This is a genomic window from Marinicella sediminis (assembly GCF_002000055.1).
Lineage (GTDB): Bacteria > Pseudomonadota > Gammaproteobacteria > Xanthomonadales > Marinicellaceae > Marinicella > Marinicella sediminis.
This window is the reverse complement of record NZ_MVBD01000010.1, coordinates 25,872-43,442: the sequence shown is the minus strand read 5'-3', so window position 1 is coordinate 43,442 and position 17,571 is coordinate 25,872. Positions and strand designations below refer to the sequence as shown.

Genomic DNA, 17,571 nt, shown 5'->3' with positions numbered 1-17,571 from the left:
GTTCCGGGGTTATGACACGTCATAGGAAACATCACTGGACCTTTCGCCTGTGGGTAAAAATCCGCGGACTGCTGGCGTTGTTGATTGTGACAGCAGGGGTGGCTGTGGGGCTGCTCAGTTTGTTGTTGCCTTTTGAATCATTGTATCAAAGTCAATTAGAAGACTTTCTTGAGGAACAATGGGGTTTACAGGTAGATGTGGAGTCCATTGATGGTTCATGGCGAGGCTATGGGCCTTATTTTGATTTGCGGCAATTGTCCCTGACTGGTAAGCAGCAAATAGATCTGGATGCCGCCAGCTTATCTCTCAATGTTTATCAGATGTTGTTACCTGGTGGTCGCTCAGGAATTGACCTGAGCATCAAAAAAGCTGAATTGGGCATGATTCATTCAGCTGAAGGCGCCAGCATCACCATCAATGATGCCTCAGATGAAGCCCGGTTTACTGATATGCTGGACCGGATTCTGACCACGGGTTCATTGCGGGTGGATGAATTGACGCTCAATCTGGCCAATGAGCAGGGAGAAGTTCTGCTGGCAGGCTTGCAGGCCGGGTTTTTATTGGAACAAGATCCACAGCAAAGGGCTTTTAAGCTGAGTATACAAAATGATGACACGCCACAAAGCATCGAGATAAGGAGCGTTGGACAGCGCAGCCAAAGCCTTACCAAAGATGCCAGCTGGTATATCCAGATTAACCAATTTGAAGTGAGTCAGCTCAATGAGCTGTTCACTGGCATTAACTGGCCTAAAGGACAGCTAGATGGCGAAATCTGGTTGTCAGCCAAAGCGGGATACATCAGTCGGGCATCAGCCAGTTTGCAGTGGCATGATGAGGAGTCAGGTCTTCACTTTTCAGTAAAAAACAAACATCAGGGCCAACAGAAAAATTGGGTCAGTTGGTGGCAATTCAGCGATGTCCAGGTGGGTGAACAACGGCTGACAGACTTTATGCTCATGGCTGAACGTGAGGATGACATCAGTTACCTGGTCTCTGAAGGCGCCATACCAATGGCATTGTTGCCCCCCCTGAGCAGCTTGTTGCCGGTTGAGCACCCACTGAACAATGGTGCGCTTCAGTCTATATCGGGTCAGGCAGAAGGGCTGCAGTTGAGTATTGATCACATCCGTGGCACCTGGCTGGATGGACAGCTGAAGTTCAGCGATTTGAACATGGCTGGTGATGGTTTCGTCTTAACAAAACTGGCCGGTGAAATTTCTCTGGCCGAACAGCAATTAAATGTGTTGATTGACAGCCAGAATGGTCAGTTACAATTATCCAATCACTTTCGTGGCACCGCCGAATGGCAACAATTGTCGATGCAAATATCGACTGATCCAGGTGATCCGCTGAAGCAAATCAAAATCAATAACGTGTTTTGCCAGTGCGGCGATTTTAATTTGCAGGTCTGGGCTGATTTTCATGTGGCCGAAGCGCCTCACCTGATACTCAACAGCCGGATTTTTGATGCCGATGTCACACAGTTATGGAAGTATTGGCCACATGTTGTGTGGAAACCCAAAACCATTGACTGGCTGGATGCTTCTTTACAAGGCGGGCAGGTTGAAAATGGCTATGTGTTTATCAATGGCAAGATGGTTTCCAAAGCTTTCCAAACAGGTGAGGCTGACTTCATTTCCAGGGCTTATGTGAAAGGCAACACCAATCAGTTCAGGCCTGACTGGCCTGCGGTCAGGGAGCTGGATGCGATTGCCTTGTTTAAACCTGATGAAGTGAAAGTGGATGTTTTGCAAGCCAGCACGGCAGGGATCAACATCACCACCGCTGATGTCGACATTGATTCGATTGACAGTGGTCGGCTAAAGGTTCATCTGCATGCCAGCAGTCAACGCAATGAGTTGCTTGACTACCTGCAAAAATCTCCCCTGTCAGGTAACCTGGAGTTGAGTAAGAGCATCAGCCTGGGTGGCCAACAAGCAGTGGAGCTGGATTTTGCCGTGTCGATCAAAAATGAAGTCAATATTCCATTTCAACCGCGGGGTTTGATCACTTTTCAGGAAGGCCAGTTCACCACTGAACATTTTGCTCTGACCGGCATAGATGGGACGGTGGCGCTGGAAGGCAGACAGCTGCAAATCAAGGATCTGCCTGCGATATTGCAGGATGCGCCGGTGACACTCAATGGTAGCATCACCACCGGTGGAACATCTGGAACTGAGGTTGACGTTAATATGTCCGGAGTGATGCCGGTTTCAAACATGCTGGACAAAGTCAATTATGAGTTACCCATCAAAGGTGCTTCTGCCTGGGATATACAGATTAAAAGTGAAGGAGACCGCTTAAATATGTTGGCCAGGTCTGACCTTGCAGGAGTAGGCAGCCAGTTACCGGCACCGTTGAATAAAACCAGCGATGAAGAAAAATGGCTAACAATTGAATGCTATTTACCTTGTGAACAATCTGTGGTGAAGGTCAATTACGATGATCAGATTGCCACATCCCTGGATCCTCAAACCGGACGACACCACCTCAGTCAGTTACAATTTGTTGGTCAGAATCACCCTGCAGACCCCAACCAACCCTATGGTGGGTACATTGCAGAGCTGGACCTGGACCAGTGGCTGGAACTGATGACAGCCTATGAAGTCAACAGTGAACAGAGTGGCGACCTGCCTTTTGACCAGATTGACCTGAACATTGGCTCACTGACGTTTATGTCCAGGGTTTTCTCTGACATGGACCTGCAAATCAGGCGACTGGCATCCAGCTACGAAATTGAAGTCTCCAGTGAAGCCATCAAAGGCCTGGTAATCATTGATGATGATCTGCCAAGAAAAGGCATAGTGGCAGAATTTGATCACCTCAACTGGATCGATGCGGATGCGCAACAAACAGAAGATCCTGAAACAACTGCCAACAGGGCTGTGCCTGACATTCATTTGTGGGCCAGGTCATTCAGTTATGCTGATATACCACTGGGTGAGTTGCGAATGGAGATGCGCAACGTGGCTGATGGCATCAAAATCGATCAGCTCAACATCAAGTCCGAGTTGGCTGAAATCAATGTGTCCGGAACCTGGAATAATTCAGAGGGTGAACCAGGGTCATCGGCATTCAATATTGTGATGTTTTCCGAACGCATTGCTGATTTTCTTGGCGTGGTGGGCTTTGCTGCACCGATCACCAATGCCCAGACATTGGTTGAAATGAATGCCCGCTGGAACGGTGCACCGAGCCAATTCAATATGGCCAACATTGATGGTGAACTGGACATCAAGCTGGGCCAGGGCCAGGTGCTTGATCAGGAACCGGGGTTTGGTCGCGTATTGGGTTTGTTTAACCTGACCAACCTGCCGCGACGACTGATACTTGATTTTCGTGATGTGCTGGCTGACGGTCTGATGTTCAGCAGTATGGAAGGTCATTTCAGCATTCAGGCTGGCGTGGCCAGTACAGAAGACTTTTTGATCAAGGCGTCTTCTGCTAGAATTTACATCGAGGGTGATGTGGGCTTTGCTGATCAAAGTTATGCCCAGACCATCACCATACGCCCTCAAATTGGCAAAACATTTCCCACCATTGGCGCCATAGCCGGAGGACCGGTGGGTGCGGCCGCCGGATTTCTGGTCCAGGGTCTGTTTGACAAGCAATTGAAAAACAGCAATGAGATCGTGTATCGGGTAACCGGTACCTGGGACAAACCACAAATTGAGTTGATATCGGATGAATAAAAAGACCCTGGCACAATTGCTGTACCTGTTAATCATGAGTGGATTTTGTGCTTATCTGGCTTATGAATCATGGGGCCAGTCTGTGGCTTATGAACACCGAATCACCGCACTGTCTGAAAAACTATCGATGTCAGATAATTTCAAGTCAACCAGTAAAAAAGTCCTCGAAACCCTCACCATTGGCTGGTATTCCGGCTACACAGAAGACCTGGATGAACTGAGTGAGCAGAAGCAGCGGGCTGAAAATCATGACCTGCTGGCACATAAATACACCAAGTTATTTGTGGCCACACTGGTGCTGATGTTCTTGCTGCACATCTTTTTGCAATCCTCGATTTCTTTGCTGGCCTTGTTGCTGGTCACGGTGATGGCTTTGGTGACTGGATGGTTTGCACCGATTCTTGCCATCATTGCTTATCAGGACATTCCTGTGTTGGGGCAAACGGTGTTTCAGTTCGAATCGAAGAGCATCGTTTCGGCCTTATTCAAATTATATGAATCAGGCCAGGTGATGATTGCTGTGGTGATCTTTGTGTTTACCATTTTGACCCCTATATTGAAATCATTGATGATGCTGTTACTGATCATCAGTGAAAAATTGCATTTCTCAGGCAAGAGCCTGAAGGTGTTGAAAAGCATCGGGAAATGGTCGATGCTGGATGTCTTTGTGATTGCCATACTGGTGACTTATTTCACCACCAAATCCGGCGGCGCCACAGACGCCACCTTACAGATCGGGGTGTATTACTTCACCACTTATGTCATCGCCTCGATGTTACTGACTTACCTGATAACACATAAAAAATAATGACCACAGAACAAACTGCAAAAACATTTTTAGAGCCAGGCGGAATGTCTGTTGCCGACCTTGAGCAATTACTCGGAGAAGCCCTGTCAACCGGTGGAGATTTTGCTGACCTTTATTTTCAGTCCTCAAGACTGGAATCATGGGTGCTGGAAAACCAGCAAGTCAAATCAGGGAGTCACAACATTGACCGGGGTGTCGGTATTCGGGTAAATCAGGGAGAAAAAACCGGATTTGCCTACACCGATGCCTTACAGAAAAACAGCATCAGTCAGGCAGTGCGGACTGCCAGGGGAATTGCCCGGAATCAAGTGACTCACGCCGGAGTTAACCTCAGGCAACAACACCCAGATTCACTTTATACACCAATTGATGTGTTACACGGAGTGAATAACCAGGACCTGATTGCATTATTGAATCAAATGGACCGCCAGGCCAGGCAGCAAGACCACCGGGTTCAGAAAGTCATCTGTTCTTTGGTGTCTTCACAGGAAGAAATCATGGTGGCTGCTTCAGATGGGGTGTTGGCCAGCGACATCAGGCCGATGGTTAAGCTCAGTATTCAGGTGATTTGTGCTGATGATAAAGGGCGCATGGAAATGGGTTTTGCCGGTGGAGGAGGGCGCATCTTACTGACCGATGTGTTACAGCCCGGCTATGCAGATGGTTTTATTGAACAAGCCATTCATGGTGCGCTGACCAATTTGCAGGCCAAAGAAGCCCCTGCCGGAGAATTTCCTGTGGTGCTTGGCAGTGGCTGGCCCGGGGTTTTACTTCATGAAGCTGTGGGTCATGGACTGGAAGGTGACTTCAACCGCAAAGGCTCTTCGGCTTTTTCCGGCAAAGTGGGCCAGCAAGTCACTTCATCTGCGTGTACTGTGATAGACAGTGGCATTTTGCCAAACAGAAGGGGCTCTTTGAACATTGACGATGAAGGCACCTTGTCCCAGGAGAATGTGTTGATCGAGAATGGCATCCTCAAAGGTTATATGCAGGACAAACTCAATGCCCGATTAATGGGTGTGCCTACGACTGGTAATGGCCGGCGTGAATCATTTGCTCACTTGCCCATGCCCAGGATGACCAATACCTATATGTTGGGTGGTGAATTTGAACCGGAAGAAATCATTGCCTCGGTTGATAAAGGCATTTACGCGGTTAATTTCAGTGGCGGTCAGGTGGACATCACCAACGGTAAATTTGTGTTTTCTGCCTCTGAAGCTTACCTGATTGAAAATGGTAAAGTGACCCATCCTGTCAAAGGTGCCACCTTGATTGGAGATGGCCCGACGGCCATGCAAAGGGTCAGCATGGTTGGTAACGACCTGGCTTTTGATCAGGGACTGGGGGTGTGTGGTAAAGACGGACAAAGCATACCGGTTGGCATCGGACAACCAAGTCTGAAAATTGATAAACTAACGGTGGGTGGCACCCAGGTGTGACCCAATCGATGAATGTCATTGAATTCAAAGTAAAATACTCGATCTCAGATTACCTGAGGGCAGTGCTTTTCAGTATGGCTGAATTGCGTTCTGCTTATCAAAAAGAGGGTCGAACCACGGCTGTTTGGGTGGTGAGGCTGCTGTCTGTTATCATCGTACCCGTGATGTTGATCAAGGCCGTGTTGACCAAGTTGCGTCACGTTTATCTCTTCAGTGTCACATCACAAGGCATCAAACGCAGCCATGTAGGTCAGTCTGTACTGATCGCGTGGTCACAACTGACCACAGTACATGAAACAGGTCAATTTTTGCTCCTGGATTTCAGGTACGGCGAGCATCAAACCGGATCATTGCTGATTCCTTTAAGAGCACTCAGTCAACGACAACAGTCAGTCCTCAGGGGCGAATTGAGTCATCACATCCATGCAGTTTAACAACAGACTCATTGCTGAGTCTGTTGTATAAAGGATGTGATCAGTCATTCAAGCCATCTTTGAATATCACATCTGAAACCATTGGGTCAGTATTGGGATTGAATTCAACGGCACCGATGTCACAGGTAGCGACCTGGTTTTCATTGCCATCCAGTGGTCTGAGAGATCCACGTTGATCTTCTGCAGTACAGTCATCACCAGCATGATCAATCACAATGCTTGTTGGATTGAGCATCAGGGTGGGCGCAAAACCTCCCCAATCATGCAATGAACCATTCAATGGGTCGGCAATGTTTTCATAATCATCACTGCCACTGAAGCCACATGATTCATCGGTGCTGGCATTGTGATTATCTATCAGGTCTGCTTCTGAAACCGGTAACACCCACAAGTCGTTGCAGTCTTTAAAACCATGATTCACAAACAAAGATTTACGGATTTTCAGCTGTAGCACATCCGGGTGATTGTCATTTCGGGTGAAACGGATGCCCTGGGTTTCATGATTGGCAATGGTGGACTGGTTGATGTCAGTAAAGCCGCGGTCAGAGCGAATACCGGCATAGCCGTTGTTGGCGATGGTGGAATTGAAAACAAAACTGGAAGGCGGTGTGGCATTTTGGCCGTTTGGGTTGAAATGCATGGCGTATTGGGAAGCCGCCATGGACACCTGGCCGGGATTATCGAGCAAAGTGCCATTGTGGCTGACCGTACTGGTGGCAAACAGCAGCAGGTTGCGATTGAGAATGGTGCTGCCTACGGCATCCAGGTTTTGTGGGGTGTTTTCATCGGTGATGGCGTTGTGGTGAAAATAACTGTTTTCTATCAACACTTCGCCATCATTGAACAGGGCCCCGCCGCGATTGGCCAGGTTGTTGACAAAAATCACTTCATCAGCAATGAAAGCGCCATTGTCTTCCACCCGAACAGCACCTCCCTGAAAAGTGGTGGCGGTATTGGCGACACCATTTTTTAAGGTGGCATTATTGATGGTCAACACGCCGTCGGCATGGACATGAAAAAGGCGGTCCAGGCCATTGCCATCGACGACGAAGCCAGAGGTGCCGTTGATCAAGGTGATGTCTTCAGTGATGTCCAGATCACCATTTAATCCTGAGTCATCTTCTCCGACCCGATTCAAAACGAAATCATTGCCAGCGGGTACCAGAATAGTATGTGGCCCTGGAGTGGCATTGGCTTCCATGATGGCAGCACGCAGGGAACAGGTCGCGCCCACCATATTAAGGCCTTTACAGATGCCATTGCCAGGAAAGTCATCGGGGGCATCTTCGAAGCGGTCAACAATAAAATTGGCTGCTGTGGCTGCGTTTTGGGTGATCATTAATATCAAGATCAGGGTGAATTTTTTCATAACAGTTTTCCTCGGTTTAATAAAACAATTACCCATCCATTCGATAAATCAGGGGCATCGTTCAGAAAAAACGAAAAAAAAAGCAGAAAAAGAATTCAGGTGTGATCCAGTGCTCAATTCAATGGCTGATCAACCCGCAGTTAAAGAAAATACTTGTTACATTTGCTGCTGATTTCAAGGGGCTTTATAACACTCAAAATCATTGGCGAAGATCAGGTCAGGGTCGGTGTTGACCGGTGTCACATCACAGACTTCAAAATTGTACAGGGTGTCATCTGTGGAGCCAAAGCGAATCCTTACGGCATCGGCATAGCCCAGAAAAGTGTTTCCCCAGCCAGAGCCAACGCCAAGATTAAGGCCCGTGATGAACGTGTTTGCCGACAAATCAATCACCGGGTTTCCTGGTTGACCAACCGGAGTGCCATTGATCCAGTCATTGAGGGTGCTGCCATAGTTTTCAATCACCCCGCTGCCCTGCGCACTTTGAGAGACAAAGACCCAAAAATGATCATTGGTGATGTCTGGCCATACCCAACTGTCTTCCGCAGGGGTGTTGAATCCATTGTATACCCCTTCCCAGATCAGCAGGCCCAGCACATCATCGCTGGCATCAGTTGGGGTGCCGCCATCATCGTAGAAAGACAGGCGGTATACGGGCAGAAAATGGGCGGTGGTGGTGCTGGTTGAATCACGGTACCAGGCATAGGACAAATGACTGATGCTGCCCAGGGTACGGTTGGGAAAGTCAATGACATCTGCTGATTGTTGCCATAAGTATTGATAATCGGCCTTGTCCTGACCATTGGTCTCGGTGATGGTAGCAAATAACAGGGAACCATCTCCAAACAGCGGTTGAATCTTGCTGTGTTCGACCAGACCATCTTCGCGGACGTTGACCGCTTCCCAGCCTTGAGGGTGATTGGGGGTGACCAGAACTTCGTCAAAAGCCAGCAGGGTATGACTGAACAGTAAGGAGGAGAGCAATAAACAGGTCTTATTCATGGGTCATTCCATGTGGCAATTAACTGGATAATGTACCAGAAGTTAAGCGGCTTGTTCAACCATAGCCTGTATCCAGGGATCATTCATTGAGCAGTATGTGCAACAAATTATCCTGAAAAGTGATGTTTTGGGTGAGTTTGATGTGGTTTTCACAAACGAAAACCGGATAACGGATGCGCAGGGTATGCAGTGTCTGGTGGGTCACCGGATCATGGATCTGACCCAATAAAGAGGCCTTGCTGACCTGACCGTCCCCGGGTGCATAAAGCCATTCTTTTTGACTGGCACGGGTGGGATATGCATCACTCATCCTGATGTCATCGAGGATGATATTTCGGCCTTCCACATCTTGTACAATCAGGCGGTTCAGGGTGCGGTCACAATCACCTCCCATGATCACATAACCCTCGTGATCAATGTCATATTGTGGCGATAAAGAAAGCCAAAAGGCCCTGGCGCGGGATAACTGGGCAGCGAAAAAGCGTTGCAGGGTCCGCAGTTGTAGCTGGCCTGATTCCTCAGTTTCGGCATCTTTAATGATGCGCTCCTGTACTTTAGGGTCGTAAACAGACCATTGATTTTGTTGCCATAAGTGTGGATCAAAAACATCGAGGTTCAGCGCTTTTCCCTGTTCATCAACTGCCCAGGAACTGTCGGGGTGGGGTAACAGTTGGTAAACGCTGGGCATGGTAACCTGGACTTCGACGGGTACATTACGCAGATTGAAATCAAAACCGTGTTGTAATCGGGCAACCGATTTGACCGAACCCAATTGTGGTGTACCCAAGAATATGGCGTGGCGGATTAAATGGTCCTGAGGGTGCTGAGTGAAGGCTGCTTCAGTTAATCCAGAATTGACTGATTGCTCAATGGCAGGCAACACATCAAGACCGCCAAAACGTTGATAATACCTGAGGATCAGGCCACCCATCGAGTGGGCCACCACATCCAGTTGTTGATGTTCAGGATGTTGTGCCAACACCTGTTCAATAAAAGAAGCAAGGTGTCCTGCATTGACCACATTATCCTGCCGCCAGTCATAATGAAAGACATACAGGTTACGGCCCGGCAATGCCTGTCCTGCAACTGTGTTTTCCTGATAGCCACCATAGGTGGTCAGGGTTTTTATGATCTCATCATAAACGCTCAGTCCGGAGTAAGAATCAAAAATGGCATAGGATTCAATGTCATGATCCATGACTTTGATGTGCTGTGGATCAATGACATTGGCCAATTGTCGGTAGTTGGAAAAAATCAGTTGATTGATTTTGCCCGGCCACAACTCATCTCCGGTGACTTTATGGCGCAGCTTACTGCCCATGGTGCCATGAATCAGCACCAGGGGCGTGTTGCTGTGATCCGTGCCGTGTGGTTGGTAAAGTTTAGCCAGGTCGGGTTTTTTACTGACCTGGCAGGCACTCAACCAGACCAGGGCGATGAACCCCAGCCAACGCATCTGTCAGTAGTCCTGGACCAGTTGCACAAATGCCCGTACACCATTCAACAAGGCCGACTCATCCACATAAAAATGAGGGGAGTGGTTGGTGGGTGCGGTGGTGTAATCCCGATCTGGAGGCGTAACGCCCATGAAAAAATACAAACCTGGCACTTCGTTGGCAAAATATGAAAAATCTTCAGCACCTGTAATCAGACCAGGGTCTACCACACCGCGATCGCCGAATACCTTAACCAGCGAAGGCAGCATTTTTTCGCCCAAAGCAGGGTCATTGACCGTCACCGGGTAACCCTCATTGATTTTAAATTCAACATGTGCATCGTTGGCTTCAGCCACATGATCAATGATGTGACCCAATTGGTGATGGATGTTGTCACGAATACCCATGTCAAAATTACGGATGGTACCAACCATGGTCACGTCATCAGGAATGATGTTGTTACGAATACCGCCTTTGATGGCGCCAAAGGAAACCACGGCCGGGGCTTTGGTGACATCGGTGCGGCGGGAAATGATGGTCTGAACTGAGTTAATGATCTGTGCAGAGGTCACAATCGGATCAATACCACTCCAGGGTCTTGAGCCATGGGTTTGCTGGCCGATGACTGTCAGTTCAAAATCATCCACTGCGGCCATCATGGGCCCCTGACGATAACCAATGACCCCACTTGGCATACTTGATGTCACATGTAATCCAAATGCAGCTTCAGGTTTCATGTCCTTAAATAAGCCTTCTGCCAGCATCAGCTCGGCACCACCTTCTTCATCTCCAGGCGCTCCCTCTTCTGCAGGTTGAAAAATAAACATCAGGGTGCCGGCCAGTTGATCGGTGTTGTTGGCAAAAACTTCAGCCACGGCCATCAGTATGGCCACATGGGTGTCGTGGCCACAGGCATGCATCACCCCAACCGGTTCACCACGGTATTCTGCGGTGACTTTGGAAGCAAAAGGCAGATCCACCTGCTCTGTGACTGGCAAGGCGTCCATATCAGCTCTGAGGGCCAGCAGGGGGCCCGGTTGGTCGCCTTCAAGGATTCCCACCACACCGGTGAACGCAATGCCAGTTTCGACCTTCATGCCCAGCGATTTAAGGTGGCTGGCAACGTATTCTGCGGTTTTGTATTCACGGTTACTGAGTTCGGGATGCTGATGTATATGGCGTCGCCATTCCAGCATTTGAGTTTCGATGTTTTCAATATCCTGTTGGATGTCGGCAATGGCATTGAAACCAAAGAGGGTGGTCAGGAGTAAGAAGTTTCGGATCATGAAGGAGCTCTGCTTAAACAGATTATCATGATAATTCATCGTCATTGATACATCAACGGGTTTTTGCCGGTGAAATACTGCAGATCCAGACTTGAAAGGAGGCAGGCACGCCCTGATATAATCCACAATTTATTTTTGAGTACACATCATGGCGATCAAAGCGACCATCAAAACCAACAAAGGCGACATCAACATCAATCTGACTGACGACAAGACCCCGGTCACTGTGGCCAATTTTGTCAACCTGGCCAAAAGCGGTTTCTACAATGACCTCACTTTTCACCGGGTGATCCCCGATTTCATGATCCAGGGTGGTTGTCCGATTGGCACCGGCACCGGTGGTCCGGGATATCGTTTTGAAGATGAATTTGATGCTTCACTGAAACATGACAAACCGGGTATCTTGTCCATGGCCAACGCCGGTCCCGGTACCAATGGCAGTCAGTTCTTTGTGACTCATGTGGCCACTCCATGGCTGGATGGCAAGCATTCTGTGTTTGGTGAAGTGGTTTCAGCTGAAGATCAGGCCGTGGTGAACTCAATTGCCGGTGGTGACAACATCCACAGCATTGAAGTATCTGGTGATGTTGATGCCTTGCTGGAAGCACAGGCTGATCGCGTCAAGGAGTGGAACGAGTACATTTAAAATGTTGAGTTCAGGCTTCTTTGGCAGTGCCAAAACCACCTGAACTCAGTCATTGGTTAGGCTGGCCTGTGGTACGCAGTGGCTCATCTGCAGGGGCCTTGCCAACCGCATGTCAGTGATTGGAAAAACTTCCAAAAGTACAACTGATCCCTCCATGCATATCACTCGCTCAGGATGACCATGTTGTGAAGGCTGGTGGTATACAAGTTCTTGCCAGCATGGCGTCATTTCGACTGAAAATCAGGAATTGGAGGAATTCCCTGCAGACAGGGTAATTCCTCCGTTTGTGCCACTTCTTGATGCGGGATTCTTCAGCGCAATGCACGCTTGTTTAATCCAGGTCATCGGCAAAAATCAAATCATCGGTTATCGATCTGCTGTGACTGTGAGGAACCAGTTTAGCGTAGGTGGCAAGTATGCCAACTTGCGCATTGCTGTTGGTGTACTTATTGGTCTGAAATCCAACGACTGGCAAGCCGGTCAGTAAACGATCATCATTGGTGATCATGGCCTGTGACCCCTGAGCAAAGGACAATCGTCCCCAACCATTTGAGTCATTGCCACCACTCGATGTCATCGCGTTGTCGAACAGTGCTGAACCCAAAAAGGCGGTTTGGCTACCAGGCGTGTCGCCCATTGATAAAAACTCTAAGATACCAACCGTGCCGCACAGTAACAGTGACTGTTCAGGTAATGTCAGGGTATTGGGGTCATAAACATGGAGTTGGGCGTTGATGCATACGTCATCACCATAGTTTGAAAATGGGGCAGGTACATCAAATTCACTGGCGGTGTGAAATCGTTTGGTTGGGAAATTGAGCACCCATTCACTGAAGGCAATCAGAAACGGACTTAAATCATATTGATTAAGAATTGATTCGCTCATCAGCACTGCAGACACCGCTTCATACCCATTGATCCAGTTGAAAGACTCAATGCCCTGGTCAGTGACTAAGGTGGATTGTGGGAAGGCGTTGCCCAAATGCGGAAAGAAATTGCCTGGGTTGGTGTGCATGCCATCACCTTGCCAAAAAGCGGACAAGGCCACAGCGTCATGGCCCATGGCCAAACCCTCGGCGATGTTCAACAAGCTCAAAGAGCCAGTCAACCCACCTGTTGGCGCACTCAGGTCAACATTGGGATCATTGAACCAATATCCACCGTTATCCCAGGCGGTTTCCAGGCTGGTACAATCGTTGGGTGTGCCGGTACCGTCGTGTTGAATGGCGGCCGCGGATGCACCGTTCACCTGGCCCATCTCAATGACCACCAGGTAGCCTTCGGTGCTGCGTTCCATATCGGCTCCGGCAGGTAGACTGTCTGGCAGAAACTCAGTCCCTGATTTATCGAGGTCAGGGGCGCAGCTCAGATCATTGGTCAGGTGCATGACACTGGGCTCACCGGTTACTGGCGGGAGGCTTGAGGTGGTCGGTATCAATGCTCCGGTCCACACATCGAATGGTCCCAGGTACACATTGAAATCAAGCATCCAGACGCCCTGATGGCCTTCCAGAAACCTCACCTTGATGGCCTTGGCCTCGGCGGTGGTGTTGACGATGCTGTAGCTGGTGTTGAAATTATTCCGTGCGGTGTAATAAGGGTAAATCAATACCTCACCGGTACCATCTGGATTGATGCTGACGGCCTGGCCGCCGCTAAACACTGCAAATAAGCACAGCAGGACAAAACTTTTTAAGGCTGATGTTTTCATGGATTCACCTCCACCTGACGGACATATTTGTGTGAGAAGGCCTGTCCGTATTGAGCGATCAGGTCGGGTTGGGCTTGCTGATTGGTGAATTGTCTGATCTGAAAACCGACCATGGGTAAACCCACCACTGAATCGCCTACCAAAGGTGTCATGCGTTGTTGTGGCCCATCAAAGGTTAACCTGGCCCAGCCGCTGTCAGTGGCACTTGGTGAATTGACCCCATTCAATGTGCTGACATTGTGACTGCCGAGCAATGCCGAAATGGCAGGAGGGTTGGTTCCTGGTGGCAGAATCTGAATGACGTTGGTATACAGGCACAACTGAGGGTTCAGCCCCCTGTTGCCATCAGGGACTGATAATGACCCTTGCTGCTGATCCCTGTCCCAAATGCTGGCGGTATAATTTTCGCAGGATTCAGTGCCATCCCACGGATCAGAAAATGGTGGAATGGGTGTGTTGGTATTGGTATGAAATAGTTTGGTCGGCATACTGATGACCCATTCGGATTGGCCGAAGTTCAGTGGGTTGAATTCATATTCATTGATCAACTCGGCAGCTGATAAGACGGCTGAAACGGCTTCAGCACCGGAGGGCCAGAAGGCTTCATAAAGCTGATTGTCCACAATGATGTCAGTTTCCAGATCAGCCTGAGCCAGGCTGGGAAAAAGCGAGCCAGGTTCGGCGTGGTTACCTACATTGCTTACCCAGAAATCATTCAGTGCGATGGCTTGATAATCCATGGTCAGACCTTCAGCCACATTGATCAGACTGGCATGGCCCATCAGTCCACCGGAGACCAGGTCTTCATCGCCAAAATCATAAATATTGTTGTCTGCCCAGTCAGCTTGAATGGAGGCGCAGTTAGCGGGGACTCCACTGGTTCCGTGGTCTGCAAAGCTTTGGGTTGGTCCGGCAAAAGTGGCCATTTCGATGACCTCAATGGTGCCTTCACGCGTTCTCTGCATATTGGTGTTGGGCGGATCCTGATCAATGGTGAAAGGCAGAAATTCCTGACCTGACTTTACCAGAAAGGGAACACAGCTCTGGTCGTTGGATACGTGCAATGCCGTGGGTTCTCCGGTGTGCGAGCCGATTGTGGATGTGGTCGGTACCAAAGCCCCGCTCCAGCTGTCATAGGCATCCAGGTACACGTTGAAGTCCAGTACCTCCAGCCCATTGTCGCCTTCGATGAACTTGACTTTGATGGCTTTGGTGTCTGCCGTGGTGTTGGTGATGGTGTACACCGTATCGAGACCGTTGTTGACCGAATAGTATGGAAAGATCAGCACCTGGCCGAGGCCATCGGGGTTGAGGTGCAGCGCTGAACGGGCTGTTGAACACAGCAACAATAAAAGTATGAGTGAGGTGGTTGTTTTCATGTCCTTATAAAATGTTGATTGCTTTTATTATATGACAAATGGCTGTTGTTTTTTTGAACTGCGTGCCGCTTTTTTAGCAAAAATAAACGCAAAGTCGCCTGAATGGGCACTGATGGGCATTGGATACCAGCCTCAAATATTCAGTTTAGGTGAGTGCCGGTTTTTTGCTGGCTTGCTGATTTTTCGTCTGATTGCACCAGGCGCTTTGACGGTGCCATTGAACAACAGGCTGAACAGGATACCACCCACTAACCCATATCCCCAAGCCCACAGGTTCAGGGGCAGTCCAGGTGCAAAATTCCTCAATGTGCCTTTGGCCAGGTCTAGCCGCAGGTGGGTGAAGAAGTAGGGCATTTGGTACCACAATGGTTGTTGTTCATAAACAGTCAAATCGGCATTGATGTATTCGGCTTGTTGTAAGCGGTTGGCTACCTGAACTGCTGATCTGGCCACAGCCGGGTCGCTGTTGTTTTCCAGGCGTTCAATGTAAGCCATGACATCACCCTGAAAATGTTCGTCAGCGATGCTTTGGTATTCACTGATCTGTTGTTGCATGGATTCGGCAAAGCCACCCATGCGTTGGGTGTATTGGTCAATGAAATGGGGCAGTTGTAAAAACACCATCACGCCAAGGGCGAAACAGATTTTGTCGAGCAGATTCTTTATCATGGGTTTATTTTAGCATTAATTCTGTTCCCCTTAATGCATGGACTTCACGCTCCAGTTGTCGAGTCAAACGTGCGGTGGCATAGATTGCTGACAGTCACGGGCATGAGTTGATTTGGCAGTCTGGTCAGATTATGGTTGGTTTCGTTGGGATTCGTCAGTGACTGATTTTTTCACCCAGCCGGTCGCTGGAAGCCCGTACTGATATGATCCTGCGCATAAAAAAGCCGGTCAGTTGACCGGCTTCCAAGAGACTGCTATATGAGCTTTAAAGACAAGCCTGGAGGTTGGCAACAAAATGGTCCAGGTCCTCATCGGTCTTGGTTTCCGTGACACACAACAGAATGGCTTGTCCAAGTGCTGGATAATGTGCTGAGATATCGACGCCGGCAACGATGTCCCTGGCGGCCATTTTTTCAATGACATCAGCAGCTTGAGCAGAATCCAGTTGCACCACAAACTCATGAAAACCAGCACCTTCAAACAACAGTTTAAGACCGTCTGTTTTGGCCAGTTTATGTTTCAGTTTGTCGGTGTTCTGAATGCAATTGGCTGCCACGTTGCGTAACCCGGTAGAACCCAGCAGTGACATGTAAATGGTTGATGCGGTGACCATCAGGCCCTGATTGGTACATATGTTGGAGGTGGCTTTGGCACGGCGGATGTGTTGTTCACGAGCCTGGTAGGTCAGTACAAAACCTGCTTTACCATCCACATCTGTGGTCATGCCGACAATCCTTCCGGGCATGTTTCTGACGTATGGCTGTTTACAGGTTAAAAAGCCATAGTAGGGGCCGCCTGATGACAAAGGTACGCCCATCGACTGTCCTTCACCGCAACAGATGTCTGCCCCTTTCTCTCCCCAATTGCCGGGTGCTGATAACAGCGCCAGAGACATGGGGTTGACCAGGCCGATCACCACGGCATTCTGGTCGTGTGCCCAATTGGTCATGGCGTGCACGTCTTCGTATAAACCAAAGTAGTTGGGTTGTGGAACCACAACTGCTGTGATGTCTGAATCAGCAAATGAGTACAGGTGGTTGTGGTCGACCAGGCCGGTTACCGGATCAAAGTCCACTTCAATGATGTTGATTTCCTGATTCTTAACGATGTTGTTGACCACCTGGATATAGACGGGGTTGATGTTTTTTGGAATCAGGATGTTTTTGCTTTTGCTTTTGCGATTGGCCCGCACAGCCATCAGAATGGCTTCTGCCAGACCTGAAGAACCATCATACAAGGAGGCGTTAGACACATCCATGCCGGTCAGATGAGCCATCATGCTTTGGTATTCGTAGATGACTTGCAGGGTACCCTGTGCCGCTTCGGGCTGATAGGGCGTATAGGCTGTGTAGTATTCACCCCGGGTGGTCAGCTGCCAGACAGCTGCCGGGATGTGGTGCTCGTAAGCGCCCGCGCCGGCAAAGCACATCGGCGTACCATCTTGTTTCGCCAATTTGTTGATGTGCCTGGTGACTTCCATCTCGCTCATGCGTTCAGGAATTTCATCCAGTTTGTTATGGATCAGTTCGGCTGGTATCTCATCAAACAGTTGATTGATGTTGTCGACGCCAATGGTGTCGAGCATGTCTTTGATTTCATCTTCGGTGTGGGGAATAAATGGCATGGCGGTATAGTCGTTTGTATCCGGTTTAAGTGGTGAGTGGTGCCTGGTGCATCACAAACCACTTTTTAACCGATTG

Annotated in this window: 13 protein-coding genes; 5 read left to right on the top strand and 8 right to left on the bottom strand. The window is 49.1% G+C overall.

All coding sequences use genetic code 11. The features are described from left to right. The first annotated feature begins 11 nt into the window (after window positions 1-11). The 4 genes from B0475_RS13475 to B0475_RS13460 are packed head-to-tail and all read left to right on the top strand — an operon-like array spanning window position 12 to window position 6,373. A complete protein-coding gene (locus B0475_RS13475; protein ID WP_077412402.1) occupies window positions 12-3,692 on the top strand; it encodes a YhdP family phospholipid transporter in 3,681 nt (1,226 codons plus the stop codon). After that, window positions 3,685-4,500, top strand: a complete 816-nt coding sequence (locus tag B0475_RS13470; protein WP_077412401.1) for a paraquat-inducible protein A — start codon at window positions 3,685-3,687, stop codon at window positions 4,498-4,500. The genes B0475_RS13475 and B0475_RS13470 overlap by 8 nt, the downstream gene beginning before the upstream one ends. Continuing rightward, a complete protein-coding gene (gene tldD, locus B0475_RS13465; protein ID WP_077412400.1) occupies window positions 4,500-5,939 on the top strand; it encodes a metalloprotease TldD in 1,440 nt (479 codons plus the stop codon). Before B0475_RS13470 ends, tldD begins: the two co-directional genes overlap by 1 nt. A gap of 8 nt (window positions 5,940-5,947) precedes the next feature. Beyond that, entirely contained in the window at window positions 5,948-6,373 is a 426-nt protein-coding gene (locus B0475_RS13460) for a hypothetical protein (protein WP_157892956.1), read from the top strand. 40 nt (window positions 6,374-6,413) lie between these two features. Here B0475_RS13460 and B0475_RS13455 read toward each other — a convergent pair whose 3' ends face one another. The 4 genes from B0475_RS13455 to B0475_RS13440 all read right to left on the bottom strand — a co-directional run bounded on the left by B0475_RS13455 (window position 6,414) and on the right by B0475_RS13440 (window position 11,466). After that, window positions 6,414-7,742, bottom strand: coding sequence for a choice-of-anchor Q domain-containing protein (locus tag B0475_RS13455; protein ID WP_077412398.1), 1,329 nt, complete (start codon window positions 7,740-7,742; stop codon window positions 6,414-6,416). A 174-nt stretch (window positions 7,743-7,916) separates the two neighbouring features. Next, entirely contained in the window at window positions 7,917-8,744 is an 828-nt protein-coding gene (locus tag B0475_RS13450) for a hypothetical protein (RefSeq protein ID WP_077412397.1), read from the bottom strand. Window positions 8,745-8,823: 79 nt separating this feature from the next. Next, on the bottom strand, window positions 8,824-10,200 hold the full coding sequence (locus B0475_RS13445; RefSeq protein WP_077412396.1) for a lipase/acyltransferase domain-containing protein: 1,377 nt from the start codon (window positions 10,198-10,200) through the stop codon (window positions 8,824-8,826). Between the two features lie 3 nt (window positions 10,201-10,203). After that, a complete protein-coding gene (locus tag B0475_RS13440) occupies window positions 10,204-11,466 on the bottom strand; it encodes an amidohydrolase (RefSeq protein WP_109862404.1) in 1,263 nt (420 codons plus the stop codon). Window positions 11,467-11,614: 148 nt separating this feature from the next. Here B0475_RS13440 and B0475_RS13435 point away from each other — a divergent pair, with 148 nt between their 5' ends. Continuing rightward, window positions 11,615-12,112, top strand: a complete 498-nt coding sequence (locus B0475_RS13435) for a peptidylprolyl isomerase (protein WP_077412394.1) — start codon at window positions 11,615-11,617, stop codon at window positions 12,110-12,112. 331 nt (window positions 12,113-12,443) lie between these two features. On the opposite strand, the gene B0475_RS13430 is transcribed toward B0475_RS13435, so the two are convergent. The 4 genes from B0475_RS13430 to gcvPA all read right to left on the bottom strand — a co-directional run bounded on the left by B0475_RS13430 (window position 12,444) and on the right by gcvPA (window position 17,495). Continuing rightward, window positions 12,444-13,823 carry a hypothetical protein gene (locus tag B0475_RS13430; RefSeq protein WP_077412393.1) on the bottom strand — a complete coding sequence of 460 codons (1,380 nt, stop codon included), beginning with the start codon at window positions 13,821-13,823 and terminating at the stop codon, window positions 12,444-12,446. Then, complete coding sequence (locus B0475_RS13425) at window positions 13,820-15,202, bottom strand: hypothetical protein (protein ID WP_077412392.1); 1,383 nt, start codon at window positions 15,200-15,202, stop codon at window positions 13,820-13,822. The genes B0475_RS13430 and B0475_RS13425 overlap by 4 nt, the downstream gene beginning before the upstream one ends. A 132-nt stretch (window positions 15,203-15,334) precedes the next feature. After that, window positions 15,335-15,871: a DUF2937 family protein gene (locus B0475_RS13420; protein ID WP_077412391.1), complete on the bottom strand. Its 537-nt coding sequence runs from the start codon at window positions 15,869-15,871 to the stop codon at window positions 15,335-15,337. A 265-nt stretch (window positions 15,872-16,136) separates the two neighbouring features. Further along, window positions 16,137-17,495 (bottom strand): aminomethyl-transferring glycine dehydrogenase subunit GcvPA, encoded by a 1,359-nt coding sequence (gcvPA, locus tag B0475_RS13415; RefSeq protein ID WP_077412390.1) that lies wholly within the window; start codon window positions 17,493-17,495, stop codon window positions 16,137-16,139. Window positions 17,496-17,571: the final 76 nt, after the last annotated feature.

What these genes read in the sequence shown, in the direction of transcription:
- B0475_RS13475 (WP_077412402.1), top strand. Translation starts at nt 12, where the DNA reads ATGACACGTCATAGGAAACATCACTGGACCTTTCGCCTGTGGGTAAAA.
- B0475_RS13470 (WP_077412401.1), top strand. Translation starts at nt 3,685, where the DNA reads ATGAATAAAAAGACCCTGGCACAATTGCTGTACCTGTTAATCATGAGT.
- tldD (WP_077412400.1), top strand. Translation starts at nt 4,500, where the DNA reads ATGACCACAGAACAAACTGCAAAAACATTTTTAGAGCCAGGCGGAATG.
- B0475_RS13460 (WP_157892956.1), top strand. Translation starts at nt 5,948, where the DNA reads ATGAATGTCATTGAATTCAAAGTAAAATACTCGATCTCAGATTACCTG.
- B0475_RS13455 (WP_077412398.1), bottom strand. Translation starts at nt 7,742, where the DNA reads ATGAAAAAATTCACCCTGATCTTGATATTAATGATCACCCAAAACGCA.
- B0475_RS13450 (WP_077412397.1), bottom strand. Translation starts at nt 8,744, where the DNA reads ATGAATAAGACCTGTTTATTGCTCTCCTCCTTACTGTTCAGTCATACC.
- B0475_RS13445 (WP_077412396.1), bottom strand. Translation starts at nt 10,200, where the DNA reads ATGCGTTGGCTGGGGTTCATCGCCCTGGTCTGGTTGAGTGCCTGCCAG.
- B0475_RS13440 (WP_109862404.1), bottom strand. Translation starts at nt 11,466, where the DNA reads ATGATCCGAAACTTCTTACTCCTGACCACCCTCTTTGGTTTCAATGCC.
- B0475_RS13435 (WP_077412394.1), top strand. Translation starts at nt 11,615, where the DNA reads ATGGCGATCAAAGCGACCATCAAAACCAACAAAGGCGACATCAACATC.
- B0475_RS13430 (WP_077412393.1), bottom strand. Translation starts at nt 13,823, where the DNA reads ATGAAAACATCAGCCTTAAAAAGTTTTGTCCTGCTGTGCTTATTTGCA.
- B0475_RS13425 (WP_077412392.1), bottom strand. Translation starts at nt 15,202, where the DNA reads ATGAAAACAACCACCTCACTCATACTTTTATTGTTGCTGTGTTCAACA.
- B0475_RS13420 (WP_077412391.1), bottom strand. Translation starts at nt 15,871, where the DNA reads ATGATAAAGAATCTGCTCGACAAAATCTGTTTCGCCCTTGGCGTGATG.
- gcvPA (WP_077412390.1), bottom strand. Translation starts at nt 17,495, where the DNA reads ATGCCATTTATTCCCCACACCGAAGATGAAATCAAAGACATGCTCGAC.